The following is a 25628-nucleotide window of genomic DNA, read 5'->3' on the forward strand; positions in this document are numbered from 1 at the left end:
GCCCTCCTTCACCCTTCGTGCGGATGGACGGCACCCGTCGTTCCGCTCAGCGGCGCGCCGCTGCCGCCCCATCGCAGCGCGACGATCTCCGCCGCGATCGAGACGGCGACCTCTTCGGGGGTGCGCGCACCGAGGTCCAGGCCGACGGGGGCGCGCAGCCGCGCGAGCGCGACGTCGTCGATCCCGGACTCCTTCAGCCGTGCGACGCGGTCGGAGTGCGTACGACGGCTGCCCATCACGCCGATGTACGACGCCGGAGTGCGCAATGCCACCTCGAGCAGCGGGACGTCGAACTTCGGGTCGTGGGTCAGCACGCAGATGACCGTACGGGCGTCGACGGCCGTGGCCGCCAGGTAGCGGTGCGGCCAGTCGACGACGACCTCGACGGCGTCCGGGAAGCGCTTGGGCGTGGCGAAGACCGGGCGGGCGTCGCACACCGTCACCCGGTAGCCGAGGAAACCGCCGATGCGGGCCACCGCGGCGGCGAAGTCGATCGCGCCGAAGACCAGCATCCGTGGCGGCGGCGCGAAGGAGTGCAGGAAGACGGTGACGTCGTCCTCGCGGCGTTCCCCGTGGGCGCCGTAGTGGCGCCGTCCCGTCGCGCCCAAGGCCAGCTCGCCGCGCGCGTCGGCGGTGACGGCGGCGTCGAGCCCTTCGGAGCCCAGGGTGCCCGAGACCCTGTCCGGCCAGACCGCGAGCACCGCGCCGCGCGGCGCCGGGCCGTCGGTCACCGTTGCCACCGTCACCGGACGGTGGTCGCGCACCGAGGCGGCGACGTCGGCGAAGGCCGGGTCGGTCGCGGGGGAGACGGGGCGCACCAGCAGCGTGATCTCACCACCGCAGGTCAGCCCGACGGAGAAGGCGTCCTCGTCGCTGTAGCCGAAGGTCTCCAGCCGCGGCTCACCGCTCTGCACGACCTCCTTCGCCGCCTCGAAGACCGCGCCCTCCACGCAGCCGCCGGAGACGCTGCCCACCACCTCGTCACCGGGCCCGACCGCCATCGCCGCGCCGGGGCCGCGCGGTGCACTGCGGCTCACCGACACCACCGTGGCGAGCCCGAACGGCGTCCCTGCCTCGTACCAACGGCTCAGCGTCGGAAGGATCTCACGCACCGGCCGCACCCCTCCGCTGATAGATGTTCAAGAGCGGCGAGGCCGTGCCCTTCGACGAAGGCGTCGACGCCGGGCAGGGCCGCGGCCATGCCGGCCGCGAGCGGCTGGTAACCGGGCCTGGCCTTGAGCAGGTTGGCCCACACCACCCGGCGGGCGAGCCGGTGCAGCCGCCGCATCCGGGAGGCGAGCAAGCACCGCAGTTGGGCGCGTTCCGCCGCCGAGAGTTCGGCGACGTCGCGATGGCGCAGCACTTCGGCGGGGCTGGCGAGCGCGCCGACGTCCGCGTCGCCCTCGCAGAGGATCGGCCGGTGACGTCGAAGGGCGAGGAAACACACGATGGCAAGGCCCTCGTCGACGAGGTAGCCGGTCTCCTCGAGCCGCTGCCGCATCACCTCGGGAGCGTCGGGCGGTGAGCTCACCGGCGTCACCGCACGTCCAGGTCGGTCGCGGCGAGCACCGCGCGCCGGGTGAGGACGCGGGCCAGGTGCTCGCGGTACTCGGACGAGGCGGACAGGTCGGACGCCGGCCGGGTGGACTCGGCAGCGGAGTCGGCGGCCTGCGCCACCGCCTCGGTCGACGCATCCGCCCCCGCGAGCGCCGCCTCGCACGCGCTCGCGCGCAGGGGAGTGGTCCCCATGTTGGTCAGGCCGATACGCGCCTCGGCGATGTGCCCGTCGTCGCGCCGCACCGCGGCTGCCACGCCGACGACGGCCCAGGCCTGGGCGACACGGTTGAACTTCTCGTAGCGGAAACCCCAGTCGGCCATCTTGGGCACCCGCACCTCGACGAGGAGTTCGTCCGGCCTCAGCGCCGTCTGCAGGTAGTCGACGAAGAAGTCCCGCGCCGCGATGGTGCGCCGGCCCTGCGGACCCCGGGCGACCAGCTCCGCGTCGAGGGCGAGGATCACCGACGGCAGGTCGCCCGCCGGGTCGCCGTGGGAGAGCGAGCCACCGATGGTTCCGCGGTGGCGCACCGCCGGGTCGGCGACGGTCGCCGTCGCGGCGGAGAGCAGCCCCGCGTGACGGCGGATCAGCGGGTCGTGGATGACGTCGTGGTGCGAGACCATCGCGCCGATCGCGAGCATCTCGCCGTCCTCGCGGATCACGCGCAGCTCCGGCACCCGGCCGACGTCGACCAGCAGTTCGGGAAACGCGAGGCGCAGTTTCAGCATCGGCAGCAGGCTCTGGCCCCCGGCGAGCACCTTCGCCTCCTCGCCGCCCTCCGCAAGGGCGCGCACCGCCTCGTCGACCGTCGTCGGCCGGGCGTAGTCGAACGCCGCCGGAATCATTGCGCTCCCTCCTCGGCCTCCTGCGCGTCCATCACGGCCCGCCAGATCCGCTCCGGCGTGCACGGCATGGGCACGTCCGTGATGCCCAGCGGTCGCAGCGCGTCGACGACGGCGTTGACCACGGCCGGGGTGGAGGCGATCGTCCCGGCCTCGCCGACGCCCTTGACGCCGAGCGGGTTGGTGGTCGCCGGGGTCTCGGTGCGGTCGGTGACGAAGTCCGGCAGGTCGGCCGCGGAGGGCACCAGGTAGTCGGCCATCGTGCCGGAGATCAGGTTGCCGTCGGCGTCGTACACCGCCTCCTCGTACAGCGCCTGCGCGATGCCCTGGGCGATCCCGCCGTGCACCTGCCCCTCGACGATCATCGGGTTGACCACCTTGCCGACGTCGTCGACGCAGACGTAACTGCGGATGCGGGCGCGACCGGTCTCGGTGTCCACCTCGACCGCGCACAGGTGAGTGCCGTGCGGGAAGGAGAAGTTCTCCGGGTCGAGCACGCACTCGGCGTTGATCGTCGGCTCCATGCCCTCGGGCAGGTCGTGCGAGGCGAAGGCCGCGAACGCCACCTCCTGAATGGTCCTGCGCGCCTCCGGGGAGCCCTTCACCGAGAAGGTGCCCTGTGCGAACTGCAGGTCGTCCTCGTCGGCTTCGAGCAGGTGGGCTGCGATCTTACGGGCCTTGGCCACCACCCGCCGCGCCGCCTGGTGGACGGCGATCCCACCGACGACCAGCGAGCGCGACCCGTAGGTGTCCATGCCCTGCGGCGCGGTCCTGGTGTCGCCGTGCACCACCTCGACGTCCTCGAACGGCACCCCCAGCACGTCGGCGGCGATCTGGCTCCAGCAGGTGACATGGCCCTGGCCGTGCGGGCTGGTGCCGGTGACCACCTCGACGGTGCCGGTGGGCAGCATCCGCACCGACGCCGCCTCCCAGCCGCCCGCCGCGTAGCGCAGTTCGCCGAGCAGCCGGCTCGGCGCCAGGCCGCACATCTCGGTGTACGTCGACATCCCGATGCCGAGCCGCACCCGGTCGCCCATCGCATTTCGTTGCCGCTGCTCGGCGCGCAGGTCGTCGTAGCCGAAGAGGGCGAGGGCGCGATCGGTGGCCGCGTCGTAGTCACCGCTGTCGTAGGTCAGGCCTGCGATCGTGGTGTACGGGAACTCCTCGCGGCCGATCCAGTTGCGGCGCCGCAGCTCCACCGGGTCGAGGCCCAGCTCGGCGGCGAGTTCGTCCATGGTCCGTTCGATCGCGAAGGTCGCCTCGGGGCGGCCGGCGCCGCGGTAGGCGTCCGTCGGCGTCCTGGTGGTGAACACGCCCGTGCACCGGAAGGCGTAGGCGTCCATCTTGTAGATGCCCGGGTACATGAAGGCGCCGAGCAGCGGCACGCCCGGCGTGACCAGCATCAGATACGCGCCCATGTCGGCGAGCAGATCCACCTTCAGGCCGAGCAGCTTGCCCTCCTTGGTCGCGGCGATCTCGATGTCCTGGATCTGGCCGCGGCCGTGGTGGGTGGCCTGGTAGCCCTCGGAGCGGGACTCGGTCCACTTCACCGGCCGCCCGAGGCGCCTGGCCAGCACAAGGGCGAGCGCCTCCTCGCCGTAGACCTGCAGCTTGGAGCCGAAACCGCCGCCGACGTCGGGGGCGATCACCCGGATCTTCTGCTCGGGGACCCTGGTGACCTGCGACAGCATGATGCGCAGGATGTGCGGGACCTGGGTCGCCGAGTACACGGTGTACTCGTCTGCGGCGGATCCGGCGGATCCCGTGGACGGCGGGGTGACGACCACGGCTCTCGGTTCCATGGCGTTGGGGATGAGCCGCTGCTGGGTGTAGCGGCGGCGCAGCACGACATCGGCGCGTGCCATGGCGCCCTCGTAGTCGCCCTCGGTGAGCGGCCATGTGTAGCAGCGGTTGGTGCCCGCGTCGGAGTGGACGAGCGGAGAGTCCTCGGCGAGTGCTGCCTCCAGGTCGAGCACGGGCGGCAGCGGCTCGTAGTCGACCTCCACCGCCTCCAGCGCGTCGGCCGCCGCGTAGCGGTCGCGCGCCACCACCACGGCCACCGGATCTCCGGCGTACCGCACCTCGTCCACGGCGAGCGGTGGGTGATCGGGGTGCACCATGTCGGCGGTGACGGGCCAGGCACACGGCAGCGAACCGAGCTCGTCGGCGAGGTCGCGGCCGCTGAAGGCGGCGATCACTCCGGGCCGCTCGCCGGCGGGCCCGACGTCGATGTGTTCGATCCGGGCGTGCGCCATCGGGCTGCGCAGGATCGCCATGTGCAGCAGGCCCGGAGCGGTGATGTTGTCGGTCCAGGTGGTGCGGCCGGTGACGAGGCGGGCGTCCTCCTTACGAGTGCGGGGGCGGCCGACCTCACGGGTCTCGCGCGCCGCCAGCTGCTCGGTCATCGCCGCGGCCCCCGTCCGCCCGCTGTGCCGGCCGCTGTGCCGGCCGCGCCCGCGGGCTGCCGCACCGCTCCCGGCTCGTGGATGGTGCGCCGCCGCATCTCGGCGGCAGCGGCGAGCACCGCGCGCACGATGTTCTGGTAGCCGGTGCACCGGCACAGATTGCCTTCGAGGGCGTGCCGCACCTCCTCGGGTGTCGGGTCGGGATTCTCCCGCAGCAGATCGCGGGCGGCCATGATCATGCCCGGGGTGCAGTAGCCGCACTGGAGGGCGTGCTGTTCGTGGAACGCCTTCTGCAGCGGGTGCCACTCGCCGTCCCCGGTCAGCCCCTGCACCGTCGTCACTGCGCACCCGTCGGCCTGCACGGCCAGCACGGAGCAGCTCTTGACGCTCTCGCCGTCCAGGTCGACCGTGCAGGCCCCGCAGTTGCCGGTGTCGCATCCGATGGGGGTGCCGGTCAGGCCGAGGCGGTCACGCAGATAGTGGACGAGGAGGAGGCGCGGTTCGACGTCGTCGTCGTAGACCGTGCCGTCCACGGTCACCGAGATGTGGGCCATACGCCCTCCTACGTCCCTTTTCTTCAGATATTACGAACTGTAGGCGTCGGCCCCCGCGGCCGCGACCCGCTGTCGTGCGGGGGGACCCGCGGCCATATCGTGGCGTGCATGAGTGGACACTTCGACGTCGTCGTCCTCGGCGCCGGCCCCGGCGGATACACCGCCGCCGTGCGCTGCGCCCAGCTCGGTCTGTCCGTGGCAGTGATCGAGGAGAAGTACTGGGGCGGGGTCTGCCTCAACGTGGGCTGCATCCCCTCGAAGGCGCTGCTGCGCAACGCCGAGTTGGCCCAGATCTTCACCCGTGAGGCCAAGACGTTCGGCATCCGCGTCGACGGCCAGGTCACCTTCGACTACGGCGAGGCGCACGCGCGCAGCCGCCGGGTGGCCGACGGGCGCGTCAAGGGCGTGCACTACCTGATGAAGAAGAACGGCATCACCGAGTACACCGGTGTCGGCACCTTCACCGACGCCCACACCCTGTCGGTGGCCACCGCCGACGGCGCCGTCCAGACCGTCACCTTCGACCACTGCATCATCGCCGCGGGCGCCACCACCAAGCTGCTGCCGGGCACCTCGCTCAGCGAGCGCGTGGTGACGTACGAGGAGCAGATCCTCGATGCCAGGCTGCCGCGCTCCATCGTCATCGCGGGTGCGGGCGCCATCGGTGTCGAGTTCGCGTACGTGCTGAACAGCTACGGCGTGCAGGTGACGCTCGTGGAGTTCCTCGACCGGGTGGTGCCGCTGGAGGACGAGGAGGTCTCGGCCGAGCTGGCACGCCGCTACCGCAAGCTGGGCATCAACGTCCTCACCTCCACCCGCGTCGAGTCGATCATCGACAACGGTGACGGCGTCGAGGTGCACGTCTCCACCGGCGGCCAGCGCCAGACCCTGCAGGCCGACAAGGTGCTGCAGGCCATCGGCTTCCAGCCGCGGGTGACCGGCTACGGCCTGGAGAAGACCGGGGTCGAACTCACCGTTCGCGGCGCCATCGACGTCGACGGCCGCTGCCGCACCAGCGTCCCGCACATCTTCGCCATCGGGGACGTCACCGCGAAGCTGATGCTCGCGCACGCCGCCGAGGCGATGGGCGTCATCGCCGCCGAGACCATCGCCGACGCCGAGACGATGGAGCTCGACTACGTGATGATCCCGCGCGCCACCTACTGCCAGCCGCAGATCGCCAGCTTCGGCTGGACCGAGGCCCAGTCGCGCGAGCAGGGCTACGACGTCCAGGTGCAGAAGTTCCCGTTCACGGCGAACGGCAAGGCCCACGGCCTCGCCGACACCGGCGGCTTCGTCAAGCTCCTCAGCGACGCCCGCTACGGCGAGCTGCTCGGCGCCCACCTGATCGGGCCGGACGTCACCGAGCTGCTGCCGGAGCTGACCCTGGCGCAGCAGTGGGACCTGACGGTCCACGAGGTCGCCCGCAACGTGCATGCCCACCCGACGCTGGGCGAGGCCGTGAAGGAGGCGGTGCACGGTCTGGCCGGCCACATGATCAACATGTAGCGGTGCGGCCCTCGGCCGCTCCCTACGACCACGTCGCGGACACCGCACGCACCCCGGCGTCGCAGCGCAGCTGGACGCCCAGGGGCGTGCGGTGCACCGAGGAGCCGGGGAGCCAGGTCGTGGCCCGGAGTACTACAGGACCCCGGACGGCGGTTGCCGCCCGGGGTCCTGTTCTGCGCGGAGGGCAAGAGCTGTGACATGAGCGGCAGTTGGGCGTAACGCGCCCGCCGCGCGATCGCGCACGGGCACGCGGCAAAGCTGCAGGGCGCGCCCCCGGGGGGATGGGGGCGCCCTGCCGGCGTGCGGCAATCGGCTCGCGTCAGGCCTCGGAGGGGAGGTCTGGCGTGACGGGCTGCTCGGTGCCGCGGCGGCGGTGCAGCAGGTAGAGGCCCGCGCCCACCGCGACGATGACCGCGGTGAAGACGACCGCACCCCACTGGTAGTACCAGTGGTCCTTGCCGTAGACGTCGGCGCGCGGCCACGCGAGGTTGACGGTCATGGCCGCCCCGTACACCACGGCGAAGATGTTCACCGGCAGGCCCCAGCGGCCCAGGTTGAAGTACGGGCCGTGGTCGGGGCGCGGCCACTGGCCGCGCAGGCGGCGCAGCAGCATCGGGCCGGTGACCATGAGGTAGGGGATGTAGAAGAGGATGATGGCGACCGAGGTGAGGATGTAGAACGCCCGCTGGTTGCCGATGTTGACCAGCAGCAGGGCGAGCGTGAGCACACCGGTGAGCACAGCTGGCACGACCGGGGTCTTCGAGCGCGGCGAGACCTTGGCGATGGCGTGGCCGAAGGGGAGGCGGCCGTCGCGTGCCATGGCGAAGATGAGCCGGATGGCGGCGGTCTGCACCGCCAGGCAGCACACCGTGATGGCGACCGCGGAACAGACCAGGAAGACGTTGCCGAGCGTGTCCCCCAGCGTCGACTTCACCAGGTAGGGCAGGCCCAGCGTGCCGAGCTGCTGGGAGTTGATGTTGCCGACGGCCATCATGCCGAAGAGCATGAGCAACCCGCCCGCGGCGAACGCCGCGGTGAGCGCGCGCAGGATGGCGTACGGGGCGTGGCGGCGCGGCTCCCTGGTCTCCTCGGCGAGCGCGCCTGCGGTGTCGAAGCCGTAGAAGACGTAGGCGCTCATGATCGAGGCGACGAGGAAGGCCCCGAAGTAGCCCCAGGAGTGGCCCGCACCGGTGCCGGCGGTGTGCAGGACGACCTGCGGCCCGCGCTTGATGTGCATGGCGAGCAGGATGATCAGCAGGGTCACGCCGGTGAGCTCGGCCGCCACACCGATGTTGTTGATCTTCGCCATCAGCCGCACGCCGACGATGTTGACGATGGTGGTGAAGATCACCAGGCCGAGGGCGAGCAGGATCGCGTTCTCGGCGCCCTTGGGGGTGGAGGTCTGTCCGGCGTCGGAGGAGCCGCCGACGATCTCGAATGCGAGCGAGACCTGGGGAAGGATCACCTGGTAGGCGACGGCCACCGCGGCGGCGGTGACGACGGCGCCGATGGCCATGATCCAGCCCGAGAACCACGAGGTCAGCGGCCGTGCGATGTGCTTCGACCACTGGTAGACGGAGCCGGCGAGCGGGAACTGTCCCGCCATCTCGGCGAAGCACAGCGCCACGGCGCCCTGGCCGATGAAAACCAGCGGCCAGGTCCATATGAAGGCCGGGCCTCCGGAGGAGAAGCCGAAGCCGAAGAGCTCGAAGACGCCGGTCATGATCGAGATGTAGCTGAAACCGGCGGCGAAGCTGGAGAAGGAGCCGAGCGAGCGCTCCAGCTCCTGGCGGTAGCCGAAGCGCGCCAGATCGCGGGAGTCGTCGCCCGGGGTGCCGGAGACGGGGGCGGTGGCGGTATCGCCGGCCGGGCCGGCACTGCCTGTATGGCTCATGGTTGCTCCAGAGGCGTTGTCACTACAGGGCGGGCAGGGGGATATGGGCTGCCTCGGCCGTCCTGAGTACGGCGCCATCGGCCACCGCGCGCGGGTGCGTGGTTGCGCAATGCGAGACGTCATGCCGCTCTTGCAACTCGTGTCGCTCAGCATGGGAGCCGCCCATGCCTGCGTCAAGAGAGCTGCTGGCCTTCGCTACCCAGGACCCGGAAACGTAACCAGGGTCGTGACCTGCTCGTAACAGCGGCCGCTTCCCGGCTCTTGACCGCCGGTGTGCCCTGCGCCGAGGCTGTGTGTGTTGCGTCACTTGGTGTAGATGGCGCATTTCGCAACACGCGCCACTGCCCGCACCACATCCGCTCCGGAACGAGGGAGTACCCCATGGCTCACCAGGTCCGTGCCGTCGTCGCCCGCGAGAAGAACGCCCCCGTGACCCTGGACACGATCGTCGTGCCGGACCCCGGCCCAGGTGAGGCGCTGGTGAAGGTCGAGGCTTGCGGCGTGTGTCACACCGACCTCCACTACCGGGACGGCGGCATCAACGACGACTTCCCGTTCCTGCTTGGACACGAGGCGGCGGGACGGGTCGAGGCGGTCGGCGCCGGAGTCACCGATGTCGCGCCCGGCGACTTCGTCATCCTCAACTGGCGGGCAGTCTGCGGCCAGTGCCGTGCGTGCCGCCGGGGACGCCCCTGGTACTGCTTTGCCACCCACAACGCCGCACAGCGGATGACCCTGCTCGACGGCACTCCGCTCGCCCCCGCACTCGGCATCGGAGCCTTCGCCGAGAAGACGCTGGTCGCCGCGGGGCAGTGCACCAAGGTGGACCCCGCGGCGTCGGCCGCGGCCGCGGGACTGCTGGGCTGCGGTGTCATGGCGGGGTTCGGCGCCGCGGTCAACACCGCCGGCGTCGGGCGCGGCGACTCGGTGGCCGTCATCGGATGCGGCGGTGTCGGTGCGGCGGCGATCGCCGGAGCACGCATCGCCGGGGCGACCACGATCGTCGCGGTGGACGTCGACGAGCGAAAGCTGCAGCGGGCGGCGGGCATGGGGGCCACGCACACGGTGGACGCCTCGACCGCCGACGTCGTCGAAGCCGTGCGCGAGCTCACCGGGGGATACGGGGCAGACGTGGTCATCGACGCCGTCGGCCGCCCCGAGACCTTCCGGCAGGCCTTCTACGCGCGCGATCTCGCCGGGATCGCTGTCCTCGTCGGCGTCCCGACCCCCGAGATGCGGCTGGAGCTGCCGCTGCTCGACGTCTTCGCGCGCGGGGGAGCGGTCAAGTCCAGCTGGTACGGCGACTGTCTGCCCTCGCGCGACTTCCCCATGCTCATCGACCTGTATCTGCAAGGGCGTTTCGACCTCGACGCGTTCGTCTCGGAGACCATCGGCCTCGGGGATGTGGAGAAGGCGTTCGAGGAGATGCACCACGGCGAGGTGCTGCGCTCGGTCGTCGTGCTCTGACCGTCCTCCGGCCGTCGTCCTGCGCCGCACACGACCACGACGGGCCGCCCGACAAGCGCGTGAACAGGCCGCTTTCGGGCGGCCTCCGCCGTCTCCATTCCGCGCTTGACACCGCTCAGGGCCGCACCCACACTGGCGTTGCGCGACTCGCAATTGTTGCTCTATACGCACCTCCTCTGTTGTTCGCTTCTCCGCCCGCGCGGCGCACGTGCGGCATCCAACGCATCCGAGGTGTCCATGTTGATTCCTGTCTGCCCGCTTGCGGATCTGCCGCGTGGCGAGGCGTTCCGGCTCGAACTCGACCCGCCCGTAGCCGTGTTCCACACCGAGGACGGCGACATCCTCGCCATCGACGACACCTGCACCCATCAGGACGCCTCGCTCGCGGACGGCTGGCTGGAGGGGTGCCAGGTCGAATGCCCGCTGCACTCCTCGGCGTTCGACCTGCGAACGGGTGCGCCGAGTGCGCCCCCGGCGAGGCTCCCGGTCCGCACCCACCGGGTCGTCGTCAAGGACGGCACGGTCCATGTGATGCTCTGCGACGCACCGCCCAACCTGCCGCCGTGCCCCGCTGCACGCCTCGCCGGGGATCCGACATGAGGACGGTGACGGTCGTCGGCGCCTCGCTCGCCGGGCTGTGGGCAGCCCGCTCGCTGCGCGCCCAGGGATACGACGGGCGTCTGCTCATCATCGGCGAGGAGACCCACCGCCCCTATGACAGGCCGCCGTTGTCGAAGGAGTTCCTCGCCGGAACCGCCGGCGAACCGGCGCTCGCGCTCGAGGCCGACGGTGAGGATCTGGACGCCGAGTGGCTCCTCGGCGCGAGTGCCGTCGGGCTTGACCGACGCGAGCGTGCCGTGCAGCTTCGGGACGGACGCACCATCCCCGCGGACGGCGTCGTGATCGCCACCGGAGCGGCCGCGCGTCGGCTTCCCGGCAGCAATGGCATGGCGGGGATGCATGTGCTGCGCACCCTCGACGACGCCCGCGCCCTGCGCGCCGACCTGGCCCGCGGCGGGCGGCTCACGGTCATCGGCGGCGGCTTCATAGGTGCCGAAGTCGCCTCGACCGCATACGCGTTGGGCCTGGACGTGACGGTGGTCGAGGCGGCGCCTGTGCCTCTGGCCGGGGCGCTCGGCACGCCCATGGCCGGTGTCGTCGCGTCACTCCACGCCGACCACGGCGTCCGGCTGCTGTGCGGGACGGGCGTGCGCGCAATACGCGGCGGCAGCCGGGTCGGCGCCGTCGTCCTCGACGACGGGCGCAGCATCCCCGCGGACACGGTGGTCGTCGGGGTGGGCGCCCGCCCGTGCACCGAATGGCTCGAGGGCTCCGGTGTCGCGCTGCACGCCGGTGTGACCTGCGACGCGGACGGCAGCACCAGCCTGCCGGGCGTCGTCGCGGTCGGCGACTGCGCCTCCTGGTACGACCCCGCGGTCGGCATGCACGTGAGGGCCGAGCACTGGACGGGCGCGCGGGAACGTCCGCAGACGGCCGTGGCGGCACTGCTCTGCGGTGGCACCGCCGCACCACGGCCGGCACGCCCCCCCTACTTCTGGTCCGACCAGTACGGAGTCCGGATCCAGTTCGCCGGCCATGCCGCGGGTGCCGACAGCGTCACCGTCGAGGAGGGCGACCCGGCCGACCGAAGTTTCCTCGCGGTCTACCGGCGGGCTGGTACCGCGGTGGCCGTCCTCGCCATGAACCGCGCACGCTCGTTCACCCGCCGGCGTCGGCAGCTCGGTACCGTCGCCGCCTCCTGACGACGAGGAACAGCCCTCCCGCTCACCCCACACCTCCCGTGAGGAGTGCACTGTGACCACAAGCAGCCTGCCCGAGAGCCTCATCGCGACCCTTCCCGGCGACCACTACACCTCGCAGGAGCTCTTCCGCCTGGAGCAGGAACACATCTTCGAGTCGATGTGGTTCTGCGTGGCGCGCTCGGCCGATCTCGACCGGCCCGGTAGGTACCGGACCTTCCAGGTCGGGCGTGAGAGCGTGCTCGTGACCCGGTCGCGCGACCGCACCGTGCGCGCCTTCTTCAACGTGTGCCGTCACCGCGGCGCGCAGCTGTGCACGCAGCCTTCGGGCGAGGTGAAGCGGGCCTTCCAGTGCCCCTACCACGCCTGGACCTACGACCTGGAGGGCAAGCTCGTCGCGGCGCCCAACCTCACCAAGATGCCGGACATCGGGCGGACCGAGTTCGGCCTGGTGCCGGTGCAGGTGCGCGAGTGGCTCGGCTATGTGTGGGTCTGCCTCGCCGACGACCCGCCCTCCTTCGAGGAACAGGTCGTCGGCGACGTCGTGGCGCGGCTCGGCGACGCCGAGGTGATCGAGCGCTACTCGATCGAGGAGCTCGACGTCGGCAGGCGGATCGTCTATGACGTGGCCGCCAACTGGAAGCTGATCGTCGAGAACTTCATGGAGTGCTACCACTGCGCCACGATCCATCCCGAACTCACCGAGGTGCTCCCGGAGTTCGCCGACGGCTACGCGGCGCAGTACTTCGTCGGGCACGGCGCCGAGTTCGGGGCGGACGTCAAGGGCTTCACCGTCGACGGCTCGGAGGGCCTCGACCGCATCCCCACTGTCACACCGGCGCAGGACCGCCGCTACTACGCGATCACCATCAGGCCGCAGGTCTTCGTGAACCTCGTGCCGGACCATGTGATCCTGCACAGGATGTATCCCGTCGCGGCCGACCGGACGATCGTGGAGTGCGACTGGCTCTACCTGAAGGACGTCGTCGCCAGGGACGAGGACATCAGCCGCTCCGTCGAGCTGTTCCACCGCGTCAACACCCAGGACTTCGCCGCCTGTGAGCGCTGCCAGCCGGCGATGGGTTCACGTCTCTATGCCGGGGGAGGGGTTCTCGTCCCCAGCGAGCACCACATCGCCGCCTTCCATGAGTGGGTCCTCGACCGGCTCGGGCCCCCCTCCGGCCGGGCCGGCGTCAGCCGAGGTAGCCGAGGCGATGGCTGACCTCGTCCGCCCCCGCGACGAGCACGGGCGCGAGCTCGTGCATCCGTTCCTCGCTGAACCGGTAACCGGGACCGGAGGCGCTGATGGCCGCGACGACCTCGCCGTCGCGGGAGCGCACGGGCGCGGCCATTGCGTGCAGGCCGATCTCGAACTCCTCCAGGGTGATGGCGTAGCCGCGCTCACGCGCCTGCGTCAGGTCCTTCCCCAGCCGTGCCTTGGAGGTGATGGTGTGCGGGGTCAGCTTCTCCAGGCCGCCGGAGGTCGTCAGCCGGTCGAGGAGTTCGGTGCGCTCCTGCGCGTCGAGCTGGGCCAGCAGGATCTTGCCGCTGGAGGTCGCGTGGAGCGGGGTGAGCTGTCCGACCCAGTTGTGCGCAGTGACCGCGCCCGGGCCCCGGACCTGGAAGAGGTTGATCGCATAGACCGATTCGAGGACGGCGACGTTGACCGTCTCGCCGATCTGCTCGGCGAGCCGCTCGCAGACCGGGCGGCTCTGCTGGGTGATGTCGATTCGGCCAGTGACGGCACCGGCCAGCCGCACGATCCCGAAGCCGAGGCGGTACTTGCCGCGGTCGCCTGCCTGCTCGACGAGCCCGCGCGCCTCCAACGCGCCGAGCAGGCGGAACGCCGTGGACTTGTGGACCTCGATCTCCGCCGCCACCTCACTGACCCCTGCCTCGCCGCGCTGGGCGAGGATCTCCAGGACGCTGATGGCGCGGTCGACGGACTGCACCCCGCCGGCCGACTGCCCGGCGGCGTCCGGGGCTGCCGCACTGAAGTTGCTCATGGCGGAACTATAGGCGCAGATAACAACGCAGGTAGCGGCCGCGTGGAGACCGCGACCCCACTTCCGTTTCGCGACAAGTTGCGCTGTCGGCAACCTGGTGCGCATAGCGGTACCCGTACTAGCATTCCCGCGTCATCGACTCCACTGACTCCATCGACGCCCTAGCGACAGGTCGACTGATCGATACCTCTACAGATCGACAGGTCGGCAGATCGACTGGCGAAACCCCACGAGCGAGACGAGGTAGCCATGGCCACCGAGCAGTTCGACTTCATCATCGTCGGCGGCGGATCGGCCGGGAGCGCACTGGCCAACCGGCTGTCGGCCGACCCTTCCACCCGTGTGCTGGTGCTCGAAGCGGGCCGTCCCGACTACCGGTGGGACATCTTCATCCACATGCCGGCCGCGCTCACCTTCCCGATCGGCAGCCGCTTCTACGACTGGAAGTACGAGTCGGAGCCCGAGCCGCACATGAACGGCCGCCGCATCTACCACGCCCGCGGCAAGGTGCTCGGCGGGTCGAGCAGCATCAACGGCATGATCTTCCAGCGCGGCAATCCCATGGACTACGAGCGCTGGGCCGCCGACCCGGGGATGGAGAGCTGGGACTACGCGCACTGCCTGCCGTACTTCAACCGGATGGAGTCTTGTCTGGCCGCCGACCCCGACGACGAGCTCCGCGGCCATGCCGGTCCGCTCGTCCTCGAACGCGGCCCGGCCTCCAGCCCGCTCTTCCCGGCATTCCTGGAGGCGACCGAACAGGCGGGGTACCCGCGCACCGGCGACGTCAACGGCTACCGGCAGGAAGGCTTCGCGCCCTTCGACCGCAACGTCCACCGCGGCCGCAGGCTCTCCGCCGCCCGTGCCTACCTCCATCCCGTCATGCACCGGCCCAACCTCCAGGTGCGCACCCGCGCCCTGGTCACCCGGCTGCTCTTCGAGCGCCGGCGGGCGGTCGGCGTGGAGTACCAACGCGGCACGGGTGGAGGGGCGCGCCAGGTACGCGCCGGCGAGGTGATCCTTTGCGGCGGAGCCATCAACTCCCCCCAGCTGCTGCAGCTTTCGGGCATCGGCAACGCCGAAGAGCTGCGGGCGCTCGGCATCGATGTCCTGCACCACCTGCCTGGCGTCGGCGAGAACCTCCAGGACCACCTGGAGGTCTACGTCCAGCACGCGTGCAAGCAGCCCGTCTCCGTCCAGCCCTACCTGAAGTGGCGCTACCGGCCGTGGATCGGGCTGCAGTGGCTGTTGCGCACCGGCCCGGGCGCGACCAACCACTTCGAGGCGGGCGGCTTCGTCCGCAGCAATGAGGACGTCGACTATCCCAACCTGATGTTCCACTTCCTGCCCATCGCGGTGCGGTACGACGGGTCGTCCCCGGCGGGCGGCCACGGCTATCAGGTGCACATCGGGCCGATGTACTCCGACGCACGCGGCTCGGTGAAGATCAGGAGCCGGGACCCGCGCTCCAAGCCGGCCCTGCGTTTCAACTACCTCTCCACCGAACAGGACCGCCGCGAATGGGTCGAGGCGATCCGCACCGCACGCCGCATCCTTCAGCAGCCCGCGCTCGACCCGTACAACGGCGGTGAGATATCGCCGGGGCCCGGGGTGAGCACCGACGAGGAGATCCTGGAGTGGGTGCGCCGGGACGGCGAGACCGCCCTGCATCCCTCATGCACCTGTGCGATGGGCACGGGTGAGTCGTCCGTCCTCGACCCGGAAACCATGCGCGTCCACGGCCTCGACGGGCTGCGCATCGTCGACGCCTCGGTGATGCCGTACATCACCAACGGCAACATCTACGCCCCGGTGATGATGGTCGCCGAGAAGTCCGCCGACATCATCCTGGGCAACACCCCGCTGCCGCCCTCGAAGGCGGAGTTCTACCGGCACCGTACCGCCGGGACACGAGGAGGTCTGGTGTGATGACAACTCCGCGCGTGGTCGTCATCGGAGCGGGAGTCGTGGGGGCCGCGCTGGCCGACGAACTCTCGGCCGCAGGCTGGACGGACGTCACGGTCGTCGACCAGGGCCCGCTCCCGGCCACCGGAGGATCGTCCTCCCACGCCCCGGGCCTCGTCTTCCAGACCAACCCCTCCAAGACCATGACCGAGCTGGCCCGCTACACGGTGCGCAAGTTCGGCTCGCTCCAGCTCGACGGCGCTTCCTGCTTCCTGCCCGTCGGAGGCCTGGAAGTCGCCACGACCGAGGCGCGGCTGACGGAGCTTCAGCGACGACACGGCTGGCTCACCGCCTGGGGCGTCGGGGGCCGGCTTGTCGACGCCGACGAATGCGCCGCGCTCCACCCGCTGGTCGACCGCGCACGCGTGCTCGGCGGCCTGCACGTACCGACCGACGGCCTTGCCAAGGCGGTGAACGCCGTCGAGGCGCAGATCCGGCTCGCCACGGCGCGTGGTGTGCGCTTCCTCGCCCGCCACGAAGTCCTCGACATCCGCACCGAGGGCGACCGCGTCGCCGCCGTCGTCACCGACCGCGGCGAACTCCCCGCGGACATTGTCGTCTGCTGCGCCGGCATCTGGGGACCGAAGATCGCCCGCATGGCCGGGATGAGCCTGCCGCTGACGCCGCTGGCCCACCAACTCGCCTGGACCGGGCCGGTGCCCGCGCTCGCCGGGCAGGACACCGAGGCCGTCCGGCCGATCCTCCGCCACCAGGACGCGGACCTGTACTTCCGTGACCGTTTCGACCGCCTCGGCATCGGTTCCTACGGACACCGGCCGATGCCCGTCGACGTGGACGACATCCCCTCCGTGGACGCCGCCGACGTCATGCCGTCCGTCCTCGCCTTCACCGAGGCGGACTTCGCCGAGGCCTGGGCACAGACCCAGTCGCTCCTCCCCGCCACCCGCGACGCCAAGATCGAGGAGGGCATCAACGGCCTGTTCTCCTTCACCACCGACGGCATGCCGCTGCTCGGCGAGTCGCCGGACGTCAAGGGGTTCTGGGTGGCGGAAGCGGTGTGGGTGACCCACTCCGCCGGAGTCGGCCGAGCGATGGCCGAATGGCTCACTGACGGCTACTGCTCCTCGTTCGACCTCCACGAATGCGACGTCAACCGCTTCGAACCGCACCAACTCGCGCCCGCCTACGTCCTCGAACGCGACTGCCGCAACTTCATCGAGGTCTACGACATCATCCACCCGCTCCAGCCCGCCGGAGCTCCCCGCCCGATCCGCACCAGCCCGTTCCACCCCCGCCAGCGCGAACTCGGCGCCGTCTTCCTGGAGGCCGCCGGCTGGGAGCGGCCCCAGTGGTACGAGGCCAACGCACCGCTCCTCGACGGCCGCGACATTCCGGTGCCGGGCGACTGGGCGGCACGCCACTGGTCGCCGGTCGTCGGCGCCGAGGCCCAGTTCACCCGGGAGAGCGTGGCCCTGTACGACATGACCGCACTCAAGCGCATCGAGGTGACAGGACCGGGAGCCGTCACGTACCTGCAGCGCCTCACCACCACCGACATCGACAAGTCGACCGGCTCGGTGACCTACACCCTCATGCTGGACGAGAACGCCGGCATCCGCGGCGACATCACCGTCGCCCGCCTCGGCCGCGACCACTTCCAGGTCGGCGCGAGCGGCAACCTCGACCTGGACTGGATGGCCCGGCACCTGCCCGACGACGGCTCGGCCGCCGTACGCGACATCACCGCAGGCACCTGCTGCATCGGCCTGTGGGGACCACGGGCGCGCGAGGTGCTCCAGCCGCTCGCCGACGAGGACTTCTCCAACGACGCGCTGCGCTACTTCCGGGCCAGGCCCGCCCACATCGGGCCGGTCCCGGTCACCGCGATGCGCCTGTCCTACGTCGGCGAACTCGGCTGGGAGCTGTACACCACCGCCGACATGGGACTGAAACTGTGGGACACGCTGTGGGAGGCGGCCCAGCCATACGGCGGCATCGCGGCCGGCCGCGGAGCCTTCAACAGCCTGCGCCTGGAGAAGGGTTACCGCTCCTTCGGCACCGACATGACCTTCGAACACGACCCGTACGAGGCCGGTCTCGCATTCGCCGTCAAGCCCGGCAAGGTCGACTTCATCGGCCGCGAGGCGCTGCAGCGGCGTGCCGCGTCCGTACGCCGCCGCCTGACCTGCCTGACCATCGACGACCCGCGCTTCGTGGTGATGGGCAAGGAGCCGGTGTACAACGGCGCCAACCCCGTCGGCTACGTCACCAGCGCCGCCTACGGACACACCATCGGCAAGGGCATCGCCTACGCCTGGCTGCCCGCCGCCCTGGCCACGCCGGGACGCCCGCTGCGCATCGGCTACTTCGACGAACGCGTACCCGCCGTCGTCGCCGACGAGCCGCTCTTCGACCCCGCTATGACGCGTCTGCGCGGATGACCCTCTCTCGATCGCCGACCCTGTCCCTCCGTTCGCTTCTCCGCCCGCTCGCAGGCTCCGCGGACGGCCTCGTCCCTCGGCCGGCCTCCCCGCCTCGCGGGGGACCCCCTCCGCCTGCTCGCGCACGTCGCTCACAAGGAGAGATGCGATGAACCCCCGTCCCCCCGGCGCCGACCTGCCCGAACACCCCGACCATCTGTGGCGTGACCCCGAGCCCGGGCGCAGCTACGACGTGGTGATCGTCGGCGGCGGCGGACACGGCCTCGCCACCGCGCACTACCTGGCGCGCAACCACGGCATCACCGACGTCGCCGTGCTCGAACGCGGCTGGCTCGCCGGCGGCAACATGGCCCGCAACACCACCATCATCCGCTCCAACTACCTGTGGGACGAGAGCGCCGGGATCTACGAGCACGCGCTGAAGCTATGGGAGGGGCTGGAGGAAGAGCTCGACTACCCCCTGCTCTTCTCGCAGCGCGGCGTGCTCAACCTCGCCCACAGCCTGCAGGACGTCCGCGACAGCGTGCGCCGCGTCGAGGCCAACCGGCTGAACGGGGTCGACGCCGAATGGCTCGACCCGCAGCAGGTCAAGGAGGTCTGCCCGATCGTCGAGATCTCGCCCGACGTGCGCTATCCGGTCCTCGGCGCGACGTACCAGCCGCGCGCCGGCATCGCCAAACACGACCATGTCGCCTGGGGGCTGGCCCGCTCCGCCGACGCCGCCGGCATCGACATCGTGCAGAACTGCGAGGTCACCGGCATCGACGTGAGCGGCGGCCGGGTCACCGGCGTGCGCACCTCCCGTGGGACGATCGCCGCGGGCAAGGTCGCCCTGTGCGCGGCCGGCCACTCCTCCGTCCTCGCCGACATGGCCGGAATCCCGCTGCCGTTGCAGAGCCACCCGCTGCAGGCGCTCGTCTCCGAACTGCTGGAGCCCGTCCACCCGACCGTCGTCATGTCCAACGCGGTACACGTCTACGTCAGCCAGGCCCACAAGGGCGAACTGGTGATGGGCGCGGGCATCGACGCGTACACCTCCTACACCCAGCGCGGCGCCTTCCACATCATCGAACGCCAGATGGCCGCCGCCCTCGAACTCTTCCCCATCTTCGCCCGCGCCCACGTCCTGCGCACCTGGGGCGGGATCGTCGACGTCACCCCCGACGCCTCACCCATCATCTCCCTCACCCCGGTCAAGAACCTCTACCTCAACTGCGGCTGGGGGACGGGCGGTTTCAAGGCCACCCCCGGAGCCGGATGGGTCTACGCCCACACCATCGCCCACGACACACCCCACCCGCTGGCCGCCCCCTTCACCCTCGACCGCTTCACCACCGGCGCGCTCGTCGACGAGCACGGTGCCGCCGCGGTGGCCCACTGAGGAGCGAGACGATGCTGCTCATCCCCTGCCCCTGGTGCGGGCCTCGCGACGAGGCCGAATACACCTACGGAGGCCAGGCACACGTGCCGTACCCGCAGGACCCGGCGTCCCTGCCCGACGAGGAATGGGGCCGCTACCTCTTCCACCGCGCCAACCCCAAGGGTCCGCACGCCGAACGCTGGTGCCACACGGCCGGCTGCCGCCGCTGGTTCAACGCCGTCCGCGACACCGCGACCAATCAGCTCCTCGCGGTGTACCGCGCCGGCGAACCGAGGCTCGCGGGCGGAGAAGCGAACGGGAGGGATCTGTTCGCATGAGCGAGACGACTGGCCAGCCCTTCCGCCTGCCCGAAGGCGGCCGCATCCACCGCGACGAGCCGCTCCGCTTCCGCTTCGACGACGCGGAGTACACCGGATTCCGCGGCGACACCCTCGCCTCCGCGCTGTTGGCGGGCGGCGTGCACCGCACCGGCACCAGCGTCAGACTCGGCCGCCCGCGCGGCATCTTCGCCGCCGGCAGCGAGGAGCCGAACGCCGTCCACCAGATCGAGGAACCCTTCCCCGAGCCGATGCTCACCGCGACCACCGTCGAGCTGTACGACGGTCTCGTGGCCCGCTCGCTGCCCGGCCGCGGACGGCTCGCCGACCGGCCCGACCCCGCCCGGTACGACGCACGCCACGCCCACTGCGACCTGCTGGTCGTGGGAGCCGGCCCTGCCGGGCTCGCCGCGGCGGCGACCGCCGCACGCGCCGGCGCGCGCGTCATCCTCGCCGACGAACAGCCCGAGCTCGGCGGATCCCTGCTCGCCGGCCGGGAACTGCCCGGCTGGACGAGGGAGATCGGCGAGGAGCTCGACGCGGCCCCCGAGGTACGGGTGCTGCGCCGCACCACCGTCTTCGGTCACTACGACGACAACTATCTGCTCGCCGTCGAGCGTCGCACCAACCACCTCGGCGCTCACGCCCCCGCCCACCTCTCGCGCGAACGCATCTGGCGGATCCGCGCCCGTCACGTCATCCTCGCCACCGGCGCCCATGAGCGGTCCCTGGCCTTCGCCGGGAACGACCGGCCCGGTGTAATGCTCGCCGGCGCCGCTCGCACCTACGCAGTCAGGTATGCGGTCGTACCCGGCCGCCGCGCCGTCGTCCTCACCACCAACGACAGCGCATACGCCGCCGCTCTCGACCTCGCCGCCGCCGGCCTGGAGATCGCCGCCGTCGTCGACACCCGGCCGCAGCCGGGCACATGGGCCCAACGCGCCGAACAAGCCGGGATCGAGGTGCTCCCCGGGCACGCCGTGGTCGGCACGCGCGGTGATACGCACGTCACCTCGGTGACCGTCGCCGGGTACGCCGAGGGCCGACTCACCTCGTCCGCACGGCAGTTCACCGCCGATCTACTGCTCGTCTCGGGCGGCTGGAACCCCGTACTCCAGCTCTACAGCCAGGCGGGCGGGCGGCTGCGCTTCGACGACGCACTCGGCTGCTTCGTACCGGACGGCTGCCGGCAGGCCGTGGAGGCCGTCGGCTCGGCGAACGGCACCTTCGGCCTGGGCCGGTGCCTCGCCGAGGGCACTGCCGCGGCCGCCCGCGCCATCGCCGCGGATCCGATCCCGTTGCCCTCGTTCACGGACGAGCCGTCGTCACCAGCGATACAGGTGTTCGTTGTCCCCGGTACCGACGCAGACGGAGACGGGGACCACACGCACTTCGTCGACCTGCAGCGCGACGTCACGGTCGCCGACCTCGACCGTGCCACGGGCGCAGGCCTCGGCTCGGTCGAACACCTCAAGCGATACACCACCGCGGGCACCGCACACGACCAGGGCAAGACCTCGGGCGTGCTGACGAGCGGCGTCGCCGCCCATCTCATGGGAGCCCGCATCGCGGAACTCGGCACGACGACCTTCCGTCCCCCGTACACCCCCGTCTCCTTCGCCGCGCTCGCCGGGCGCGACCGCGGCGCGCTCCACGACCCGGTCCGCGTCACCCCCCTCCACGACTGGCATGCCGCGCACGGCGCCGTCTTCGAGAACGTCGGTCAGTGGAAGCGCCCGTGGTACTACCCGCAGGACGGCGAGTCCATGGACGCCGCCGTGCAGCGCGAGTGCCGCGCCGCCCGCGAAGGCGTCGCGTTCATGGACGCCTCCACCCTGGGCAAGATCGACGTCCAGGGCCCGGACGCGGCCACCTTCCTCGACCGCCTCTACACCAACATGATGAGCACGCTGAAGACCGGCATGATCCGCTACGGGGTGATGTGCCGCGCCGACGGCATGGTCTTCGACGACGGCACCGTCGCGCGCATCGCCGAGGACCGCTTCCTCGCCACGACCACCACCGGCAACGCCGCCGCCGTCCTGGAGTGGATGGAGGAGTGGCTGCAGACCGAATGGCCCGAGCTGCGCGTCCACCTGACCTCGGTCACCGAACAGTGGGCCACGGTGGCCCTCGCCGGCCCGCTCTCGCGCGAGCTGCTCGCCGGTCTCGCGCCGCGCCTCGCCGTGGACGCCGAGAGCTTCCCGTTCATGGCCTGGCGCGACACGAAGGTGGCCGGCATCCCGGCGCGCGTGTGCCGGATCAGCTTCTCCGGCGAACTCGCCTACGAGATCAATGTCCTTGGCTGGCACGCCCCGGCGCTGTGGGACGCGCTGTACGCGGCCGGCCGGCCGCTCGGCCTCACCCCGTACGGCACCGAGACGATGCACGTCCTGCGCGCGGAGAAGGGCTACCCCATCGTCGGCCAGGACACCGACGGCACGGTCACCCCGCAGGACCTCGGCATGGGCTGGGTGGTGTCGAAGAAGAAGCCCGACTACATGGGCAAGCGCTCGCACGCCCGGGCCGAGTCGCGCAGGCCCGATCGCAAGCATCTCGTCGGCCTGTTGCCGGACGACCCGGCCGTGGTTCTGCCCGAGGGCACGCAGCTGGTGGCGGGATCCCGGTTGCCGGAGCCGCCCGTGCCTATGCTCGGCCACATCACCTCCAGCTACCGCAGCGCCGCCCTCGGGCGCGGCTTCGCCCTGGGCCTGGTCCGGGGCGGGCGCGACCGCATGGGGGAGCGGCTCTACGCGCCAGTGGGCGGCGAGCTGGTGCCGGTGACGGTCGCAAGCCCCGTCCTCTACGACCCCGAGGGAGCACGCCGCGATGGCTGACACCGAGACCAGCGTGAGTGCACGCAGCCCGCTCGCGGGCCACGCCGCCCGATTCGCCGCTGCCACCCGCCGTTCCGGCGGTGCGGTGCGGCTCGCCGAACTCCCGTACCTCGCCCAGATCGACGTCCGCCTCGACCCCAAGGGCCCGGCCGCCGACGCCGTCGGTCTCGCGCTCGGATTCCCGCTGCCGACGCAGCCCAATACCGTCGTGCACGGCGGTGGAAGCTCCGCCCTGTGGCTCGGGCCCGATGAATGGCTGGTCGTGGGCCGCCCGGGGACGCGGGCGGAGCTGGAGGGGCGGCTGCGGGAGGCCGTCGGCGACGAGCCCGCCGCCGTGGTGGACATCTCCGCCCAGCGCACCGCGCTCCTCGTCGCCGGGCCGCGCTCCCGCGACCTGCTCTCCCATGGCTGCGCCCTCGACCTGCACCCTCGCTCCTTCGGGGCGGGCCGGTGCGCGCAGACCCTGCTCGCCCGCGCCCAGGTGGTTCTGGCGGTCCGGGATGAGCTCAAGCCTGGCTTCTGGGTCCTGGTGCGTTCGTCGTTCGCCGGATATCTGGGCGACTGGCTGCTCGACGCCGCGACCGAGTACACGGGAGCCGTTTGACTGGAGCCATGCCGTGCACCTTCTGCGCCATCATCGCCGGTGAGTCACCGAGCCACCGGGTCTTCGAGGACGCCACCGCCGTGGCCTTCCTCGACGAGCGGCCGCTCTTCCCCGGCCATGTGCTCGTGGTCACGCGCGACCACATCGAGACCCTGACCGATCTGCCGGGCGAGGCCGTCGGGCCGTTCTTCTCCCGGGTGCAGCGGATCACCGCGGCCGTGGAGCGCGCCATGGACGCGGCCGGGTCGTTCGTCGCCGCGAACAACCGCATCAGCCAGTCCGTGCCCCACCTCCACGTGCACGTCGTGCCCCGCAACCGCAAGGACGGCCTGCGCGGCTTCTTCTGGCCGCGCACCCGCTACCGCGACGCGGCGCAGGCGGAGGAGGTGGCGGTCCGGCTGCGTGCCGTGCTCGCCGAGCTCGATGGCTGACAGCCGAGGCTGACGCACGTCACAGCGCGGTGCGTCGAGGTGTGACTACCATGCCCTCGTCGGCGCGCGCCCCGCCCGGGGGCGCGACCCAGAGGGCGGGGACACCTACCTGCGGATCCGGGTTAGAGGGATACCAGTGGAACTGCCGGGTCCCCGCAGGGCACCGTCCACCCTGCCCGCGACGGTGGGTAGCCGCTGTGGTGGGGAGGAATCGCATCCTGCGCCTGAAGCGTTCTCCTGACAGATGGTGATGAACGGGGCGAGCAGGAGGTGGACGGCGACGAGCGTGTTCAGGCTGCAGTTGTCGGTCCCAGGACTGGCAGCGCTGCGCGGCGTCGGGGTCGAGGCGGGCTGGGCGGTGGTGCGCCTGGCGCGGCTCCCGCTGCAGGCGGCTGCGGGCGGTGTCGGGCAGCTGGCCGGGCGGCTGCCTCGCGTGGTGCCCCGCCGCGTCCACGGCGTCGGACATCTGGCGCTACCCGTTCACCGGTCGGTCATCGAGGAGGTGGGCTTCCTGGTCGCCGAAGCCCAGCAGATGCCGCCCGGCGAGAGGCATCTTTTGCCGGATGCGGGGTGACAGGACTGCGCGGGGTGAGCAACGCTGGGAGTTGTTCCCCGATCCGGGAGTCGGCAGAGTCCAGCGCCATGCCCAAGGCCTCTTCAGCCCGCGCCGAAGGGCGGTCGGCCGTCCGCCGGTACCGCCTCCAGGACGAGTCGGCGGTGCGGGAGTTGCTCGACGCCGACCGGCTGCCGGGTCAGCCCCGCTGCACCCCGCAGGCGCTGGCTGCCGCGCCGCGGGGGCCCACCTGCTTCCCTGGCTGGACGAGACCGGCCCGGCCGCGGGTTAGCGTCTTGACCGACGCTGCCGACCGGCCGCGTGGCGTCATCGCGATCCTGGTGTGGAGTGATGTGCACGCCGGCCTGATCAGCGGCCTGCACGCTCGCGAGGACCCGGCCGCCCTGCGTGCTCTGCTCGGCCACGCCCTGGCCGTGCTTGCCGACTGCCCGTTGATCGAGGCCTTCGTCGGCGGTCCACCGGGCCCGCTGGGTCCTGGCGGACTGCCGCGCGCCCACCGACCGGCCACCCACCAGGCGCTGCAGCAGGCCGGCTTCGCCGGACGCCCCGAGGGCGTCTACCTGCATCGCCTGCTGCCCGAGTCAGCGGCTGCCGAGCCGCTGCCCGCCAAGCTGGTCGCCGACGTCTTCCCCCACGACTGGCCCCCCGGCCACCGGCTCATCCTGCGCGAGGCGGGCCTACCCGTGGCCGAGGCACTGGTCGGCGTGGCGCCCGACCACACCGCAACCGTGTGCTGGATCGAGACGCTGCCCAACCACCGCGGCCAGGGCTTGGGTCGCGCACTGCTGGCCCAGGCCCTGGCGCTGCTGGCCGAGCAGGGCGCCCGAGAGGTCGCCTTGGTCGTCGACGACCCCGGGCAGCAGGCGTGTGGCGGCCATGCTCCCGACCTCTTCGCATCCTTCGGTTTCTCCTTCGTCGACCAGCTGTGGAGCTACGAATACCGGCGACCCGCCCCGAGGGAACGGCCGACCGCGTGACGATCGAAGGGAGCCGGTCAGCGTTGCCGTGCGCACCCAGGTAGACCGCGGTAGGGCGGCCTTGGCTCTGAGTAGGGAATGGGTGCTCTCGGCGCGCCCGGTACACGTGCTGTGCTGGCGTGGCGGTCAGGCTGCTTCCGGCAGGGGT

General features: G+C 71.4%; 18 protein-coding genes and 2 pseudogenes. 13 read left to right on the top strand and 7 right to left on the bottom strand.

The window, feature by feature from the left end:
* Window positions 1-8 precede the first annotated feature (8 nt).
* From NGB36_RS02910 to NGB36_RS02930, 5 genes and pseudogenes are all read right to left on the bottom strand, one after another.
* On the bottom strand, window positions 9-1112 hold the full coding sequence (locus NGB36_RS02910; RefSeq protein WP_255918419.1) for an XdhC family protein: 1104 nt from the start codon (window positions 1110-1112) through the stop codon (window positions 9-11).
* Window positions 1088-1300, bottom strand: a pseudogene (locus NGB36_RS33070) (VWA domain-containing protein); the annotation flags it as partial. The pseudogene NGB36_RS33070 and the gene NGB36_RS02910, both read right to left, overlap by 25 nt.
* 236 nt (window positions 1301-1536) lie before the next feature.
* Window positions 1537-2400: an FAD binding domain-containing protein gene (locus NGB36_RS02920; protein WP_255918421.1), complete on the bottom strand. Its 864-nt coding sequence runs from the start codon at window positions 2398-2400 to the stop codon at window positions 1537-1539.
* On the bottom strand, window positions 2397-4802 hold the full coding sequence (locus NGB36_RS02925; RefSeq protein ID WP_255918422.1) for a xanthine dehydrogenase family protein molybdopterin-binding subunit: 2406 nt from the start codon (window positions 4800-4802) through the stop codon (window positions 2397-2399). The genes NGB36_RS02920 and NGB36_RS02925 overlap by 4 nt, the downstream gene beginning before the upstream one ends.
* A complete protein-coding gene (locus NGB36_RS02930) occupies window positions 4799-5356 on the bottom strand; it encodes a (2Fe-2S)-binding protein (protein ID WP_255918423.1) in 558 nt (185 codons plus the stop codon). The genes NGB36_RS02925 and NGB36_RS02930 overlap by 4 nt, the downstream gene beginning before the upstream one ends.
* Before the next feature lie 108 nt (window positions 5357-5464).
* Between NGB36_RS02930 and lpdA the strand changes: the two genes are divergently transcribed.
* The gene (gene lpdA, locus NGB36_RS02935; RefSeq protein ID WP_255918424.1) at window positions 5465-6865 is read left to right on the top strand and encodes a dihydrolipoyl dehydrogenase; all 1401 of its coding nucleotides are present in this window, start codon (window positions 5465-5467) and stop codon (window positions 6863-6865) included.
* Window positions 6866-7184: 319 nt separating this feature from the next.
* Here lpdA and NGB36_RS02940 read toward each other — a convergent pair whose 3' ends face one another.
* Window positions 7185-8759: an amino acid permease gene (locus tag NGB36_RS02940; protein ID WP_255918425.1), complete on the bottom strand. Its 1575-nt coding sequence runs from the start codon at window positions 8757-8759 to the stop codon at window positions 7185-7187.
* Window positions 8760-9140: 381 nt separating this feature from the next.
* Here NGB36_RS02940 and NGB36_RS02945 point away from each other — a divergent pair, with 381 nt between their 5' ends.
* From NGB36_RS02945 to NGB36_RS02960, 4 genes are all read left to right on the top strand, one after another.
* Window positions 9141-10226 (top strand): S-(hydroxymethyl)mycothiol dehydrogenase, encoded by a 1086-nt coding sequence (locus NGB36_RS02945; protein ID WP_255918426.1) that lies wholly within the window; start codon window positions 9141-9143, stop codon window positions 10224-10226.
* 237 nt (window positions 10227-10463) lie between these two features.
* Window positions 10464-10826 (top strand): bifunctional 3-phenylpropionate/cinnamic acid dioxygenase ferredoxin subunit, encoded by a 363-nt coding sequence (locus NGB36_RS02950; protein WP_255918427.1) that lies wholly within the window; start codon window positions 10464-10466, stop codon window positions 10824-10826.
* A complete protein-coding gene (locus NGB36_RS02955; protein WP_255918428.1) occupies window positions 10823-11989 on the top strand; it encodes an NAD(P)/FAD-dependent oxidoreductase in 1167 nt (388 codons plus the stop codon). Before NGB36_RS02950 ends, NGB36_RS02955 begins: the two co-directional genes overlap by 4 nt.
* A gap of 52 nt (window positions 11990-12041) precedes the next feature.
* On the top strand, window positions 12042-13208 hold the full coding sequence (locus NGB36_RS02960) for an aromatic ring-hydroxylating oxygenase subunit alpha (protein WP_255918429.1): 1167 nt from the start codon (window positions 12042-12044) through the stop codon (window positions 13206-13208).
* Here the strand turns inward: NGB36_RS02960 and NGB36_RS02965 are convergent.
* Complete coding sequence (locus NGB36_RS02965) at window positions 13180-13992, bottom strand: IclR family transcriptional regulator (RefSeq protein ID WP_269469692.1); 813 nt, start codon at window positions 13990-13992, stop codon at window positions 13180-13182. The genes NGB36_RS02960 and NGB36_RS02965 overlap by 29 nt on opposite strands.
* Window positions 13993-14241: 249 nt before the next feature.
* On the opposite strand from NGB36_RS02965, the gene betA reads away from it, so the two are divergent.
* The 8 genes and pseudogenes from betA (at window position 14242) to NGB36_RS03005 (ending at window position 25480) form a co-directional block, all read left to right on the top strand.
* Window positions 14242-15921, top strand: a complete 1680-nt coding sequence (betA, locus tag NGB36_RS02970; protein ID WP_255918430.1) for a choline dehydrogenase — start codon at window positions 14242-14244, stop codon at window positions 15919-15921.
* A complete protein-coding gene (locus NGB36_RS02975; protein WP_255918431.1) occupies window positions 15921-18359 on the top strand; it encodes a GcvT family protein in 2439 nt (812 codons plus the stop codon). Before betA ends, NGB36_RS02975 begins: the two co-directional genes overlap by 1 nt.
* Before the next feature lie 148 nt (window positions 18360-18507).
* Complete coding sequence (locus NGB36_RS02980; RefSeq protein ID WP_255918432.1) at window positions 18508-19740, top strand: sarcosine oxidase subunit beta family protein; 1233 nt, start codon at window positions 18508-18510, stop codon at window positions 19738-19740.
* 11 nt (window positions 19741-19751) lie between these two features.
* A pseudogene (locus NGB36_RS02985) lies at window positions 19752-22894 on the top strand (sarcosine oxidase subunit delta family protein).
* Complete coding sequence (locus NGB36_RS02990; RefSeq protein ID WP_255918433.1) at window positions 22887-23498, top strand: sarcosine oxidase subunit gamma; 612 nt, start codon at window positions 22887-22889, stop codon at window positions 23496-23498. The pseudogene NGB36_RS02985 and the gene NGB36_RS02990 overlap by 8 nt, the downstream one beginning before the upstream one ends.
* 8 nt (window positions 23499-23506) lie before the next feature.
* Window positions 23507-23929 carry an HIT family protein gene (locus NGB36_RS02995; RefSeq protein WP_255918434.1) on the top strand — a complete coding sequence of 141 codons (423 nt, stop codon included), beginning with the start codon at window positions 23507-23509 and terminating at the stop codon, window positions 23927-23929.
* A 286-nt stretch (window positions 23930-24215) separates the two neighbouring features.
* A complete protein-coding gene (locus NGB36_RS03000; RefSeq protein ID WP_255918435.1) occupies window positions 24216-24503 on the top strand; it encodes a hypothetical protein in 288 nt (95 codons plus the stop codon).
* Between the two features lie 68 nt (window positions 24504-24571).
* Window positions 24572-25480, top strand: a complete 909-nt coding sequence (locus tag NGB36_RS03005) for a GNAT family N-acetyltransferase (protein ID WP_255918436.1) — start codon at window positions 24572-24574, stop codon at window positions 25478-25480.
* The last annotated feature ends 148 nt before the right edge of the window (window positions 25481-25628 follow it).

Origin of the sequence: Streptomyces humicola (assembly GCF_024436035.1) — a bacterium.
Classification (GTDB): domain Bacteria; phylum Actinomycetota; class Actinomycetes; order Streptomycetales; family Streptomycetaceae; genus Streptantibioticus_B; species Streptantibioticus_B humicola.

Excerpts from the sequence above, each read along its gene's own strand:
- NGB36_RS02920 (WP_255918421.1), bottom strand. The coding sequence starts at position 2,400 with ATGATTCCGGCGGCGTTCGACTACGCCCGGCCGACGACGGTCGACGAG.
- NGB36_RS02925 (WP_255918422.1), bottom strand. The coding sequence starts at position 4,802 with ATGACCGAGCAGCTGGCGGCGCGCGAGACCCGTGAGGTCGGCCGCCCC.
- NGB36_RS02930 (WP_255918423.1), bottom strand. The coding sequence starts at position 5,356 with ATGGCCCACATCTCGGTGACCGTGGACGGCACGGTCTACGACGACGAC.
- lpdA (WP_255918424.1), top strand. The coding sequence starts at position 5,465 with ATGAGTGGACACTTCGACGTCGTCGTCCTCGGCGCCGGCCCCGGCGGA.
- NGB36_RS02940 (WP_255918425.1), bottom strand. The coding sequence starts at position 8,759 with ATGAGCCATACAGGCAGTGCCGGCCCGGCCGGCGATACCGCCACCGCC.
- NGB36_RS02945 (WP_255918426.1), top strand. The coding sequence starts at position 9,141 with ATGGCTCACCAGGTCCGTGCCGTCGTCGCCCGCGAGAAGAACGCCCCC.
- NGB36_RS02950 (WP_255918427.1), top strand. The coding sequence starts at position 10,464 with ATGTTGATTCCTGTCTGCCCGCTTGCGGATCTGCCGCGTGGCGAGGCG.
- NGB36_RS02955 (WP_255918428.1), top strand. The coding sequence starts at position 10,823 with ATGAGGACGGTGACGGTCGTCGGCGCCTCGCTCGCCGGGCTGTGGGCA.
- NGB36_RS02965 (WP_269469692.1), bottom strand. The coding sequence starts at position 13,992 with ATGAGCAACTTCAGTGCGGCAGCCCCGGACGCCGCCGGGCAGTCGGCC.
- betA (WP_255918430.1), top strand. The coding sequence starts at position 14,242 with ATGGCCACCGAGCAGTTCGACTTCATCATCGTCGGCGGCGGATCGGCC.
- NGB36_RS02975 (WP_255918431.1), top strand. The coding sequence starts at position 15,921 with ATGACAACTCCGCGCGTGGTCGTCATCGGAGCGGGAGTCGTGGGGGCC.
- NGB36_RS02980 (WP_255918432.1), top strand. The coding sequence starts at position 18,508 with ATGAACCCCCGTCCCCCCGGCGCCGACCTGCCCGAACACCCCGACCAT.
- NGB36_RS02990 (WP_255918433.1), top strand. The coding sequence starts at position 22,887 with ATGGCTGACACCGAGACCAGCGTGAGTGCACGCAGCCCGCTCGCGGGC.
- NGB36_RS02995 (WP_255918434.1), top strand. The coding sequence starts at position 23,507 with ATGCCGTGCACCTTCTGCGCCATCATCGCCGGTGAGTCACCGAGCCAC.
- NGB36_RS03005 (WP_255918436.1), top strand. The coding sequence starts at position 24,572 with ATGCCCAAGGCCTCTTCAGCCCGCGCCGAAGGGCGGTCGGCCGTCCGC.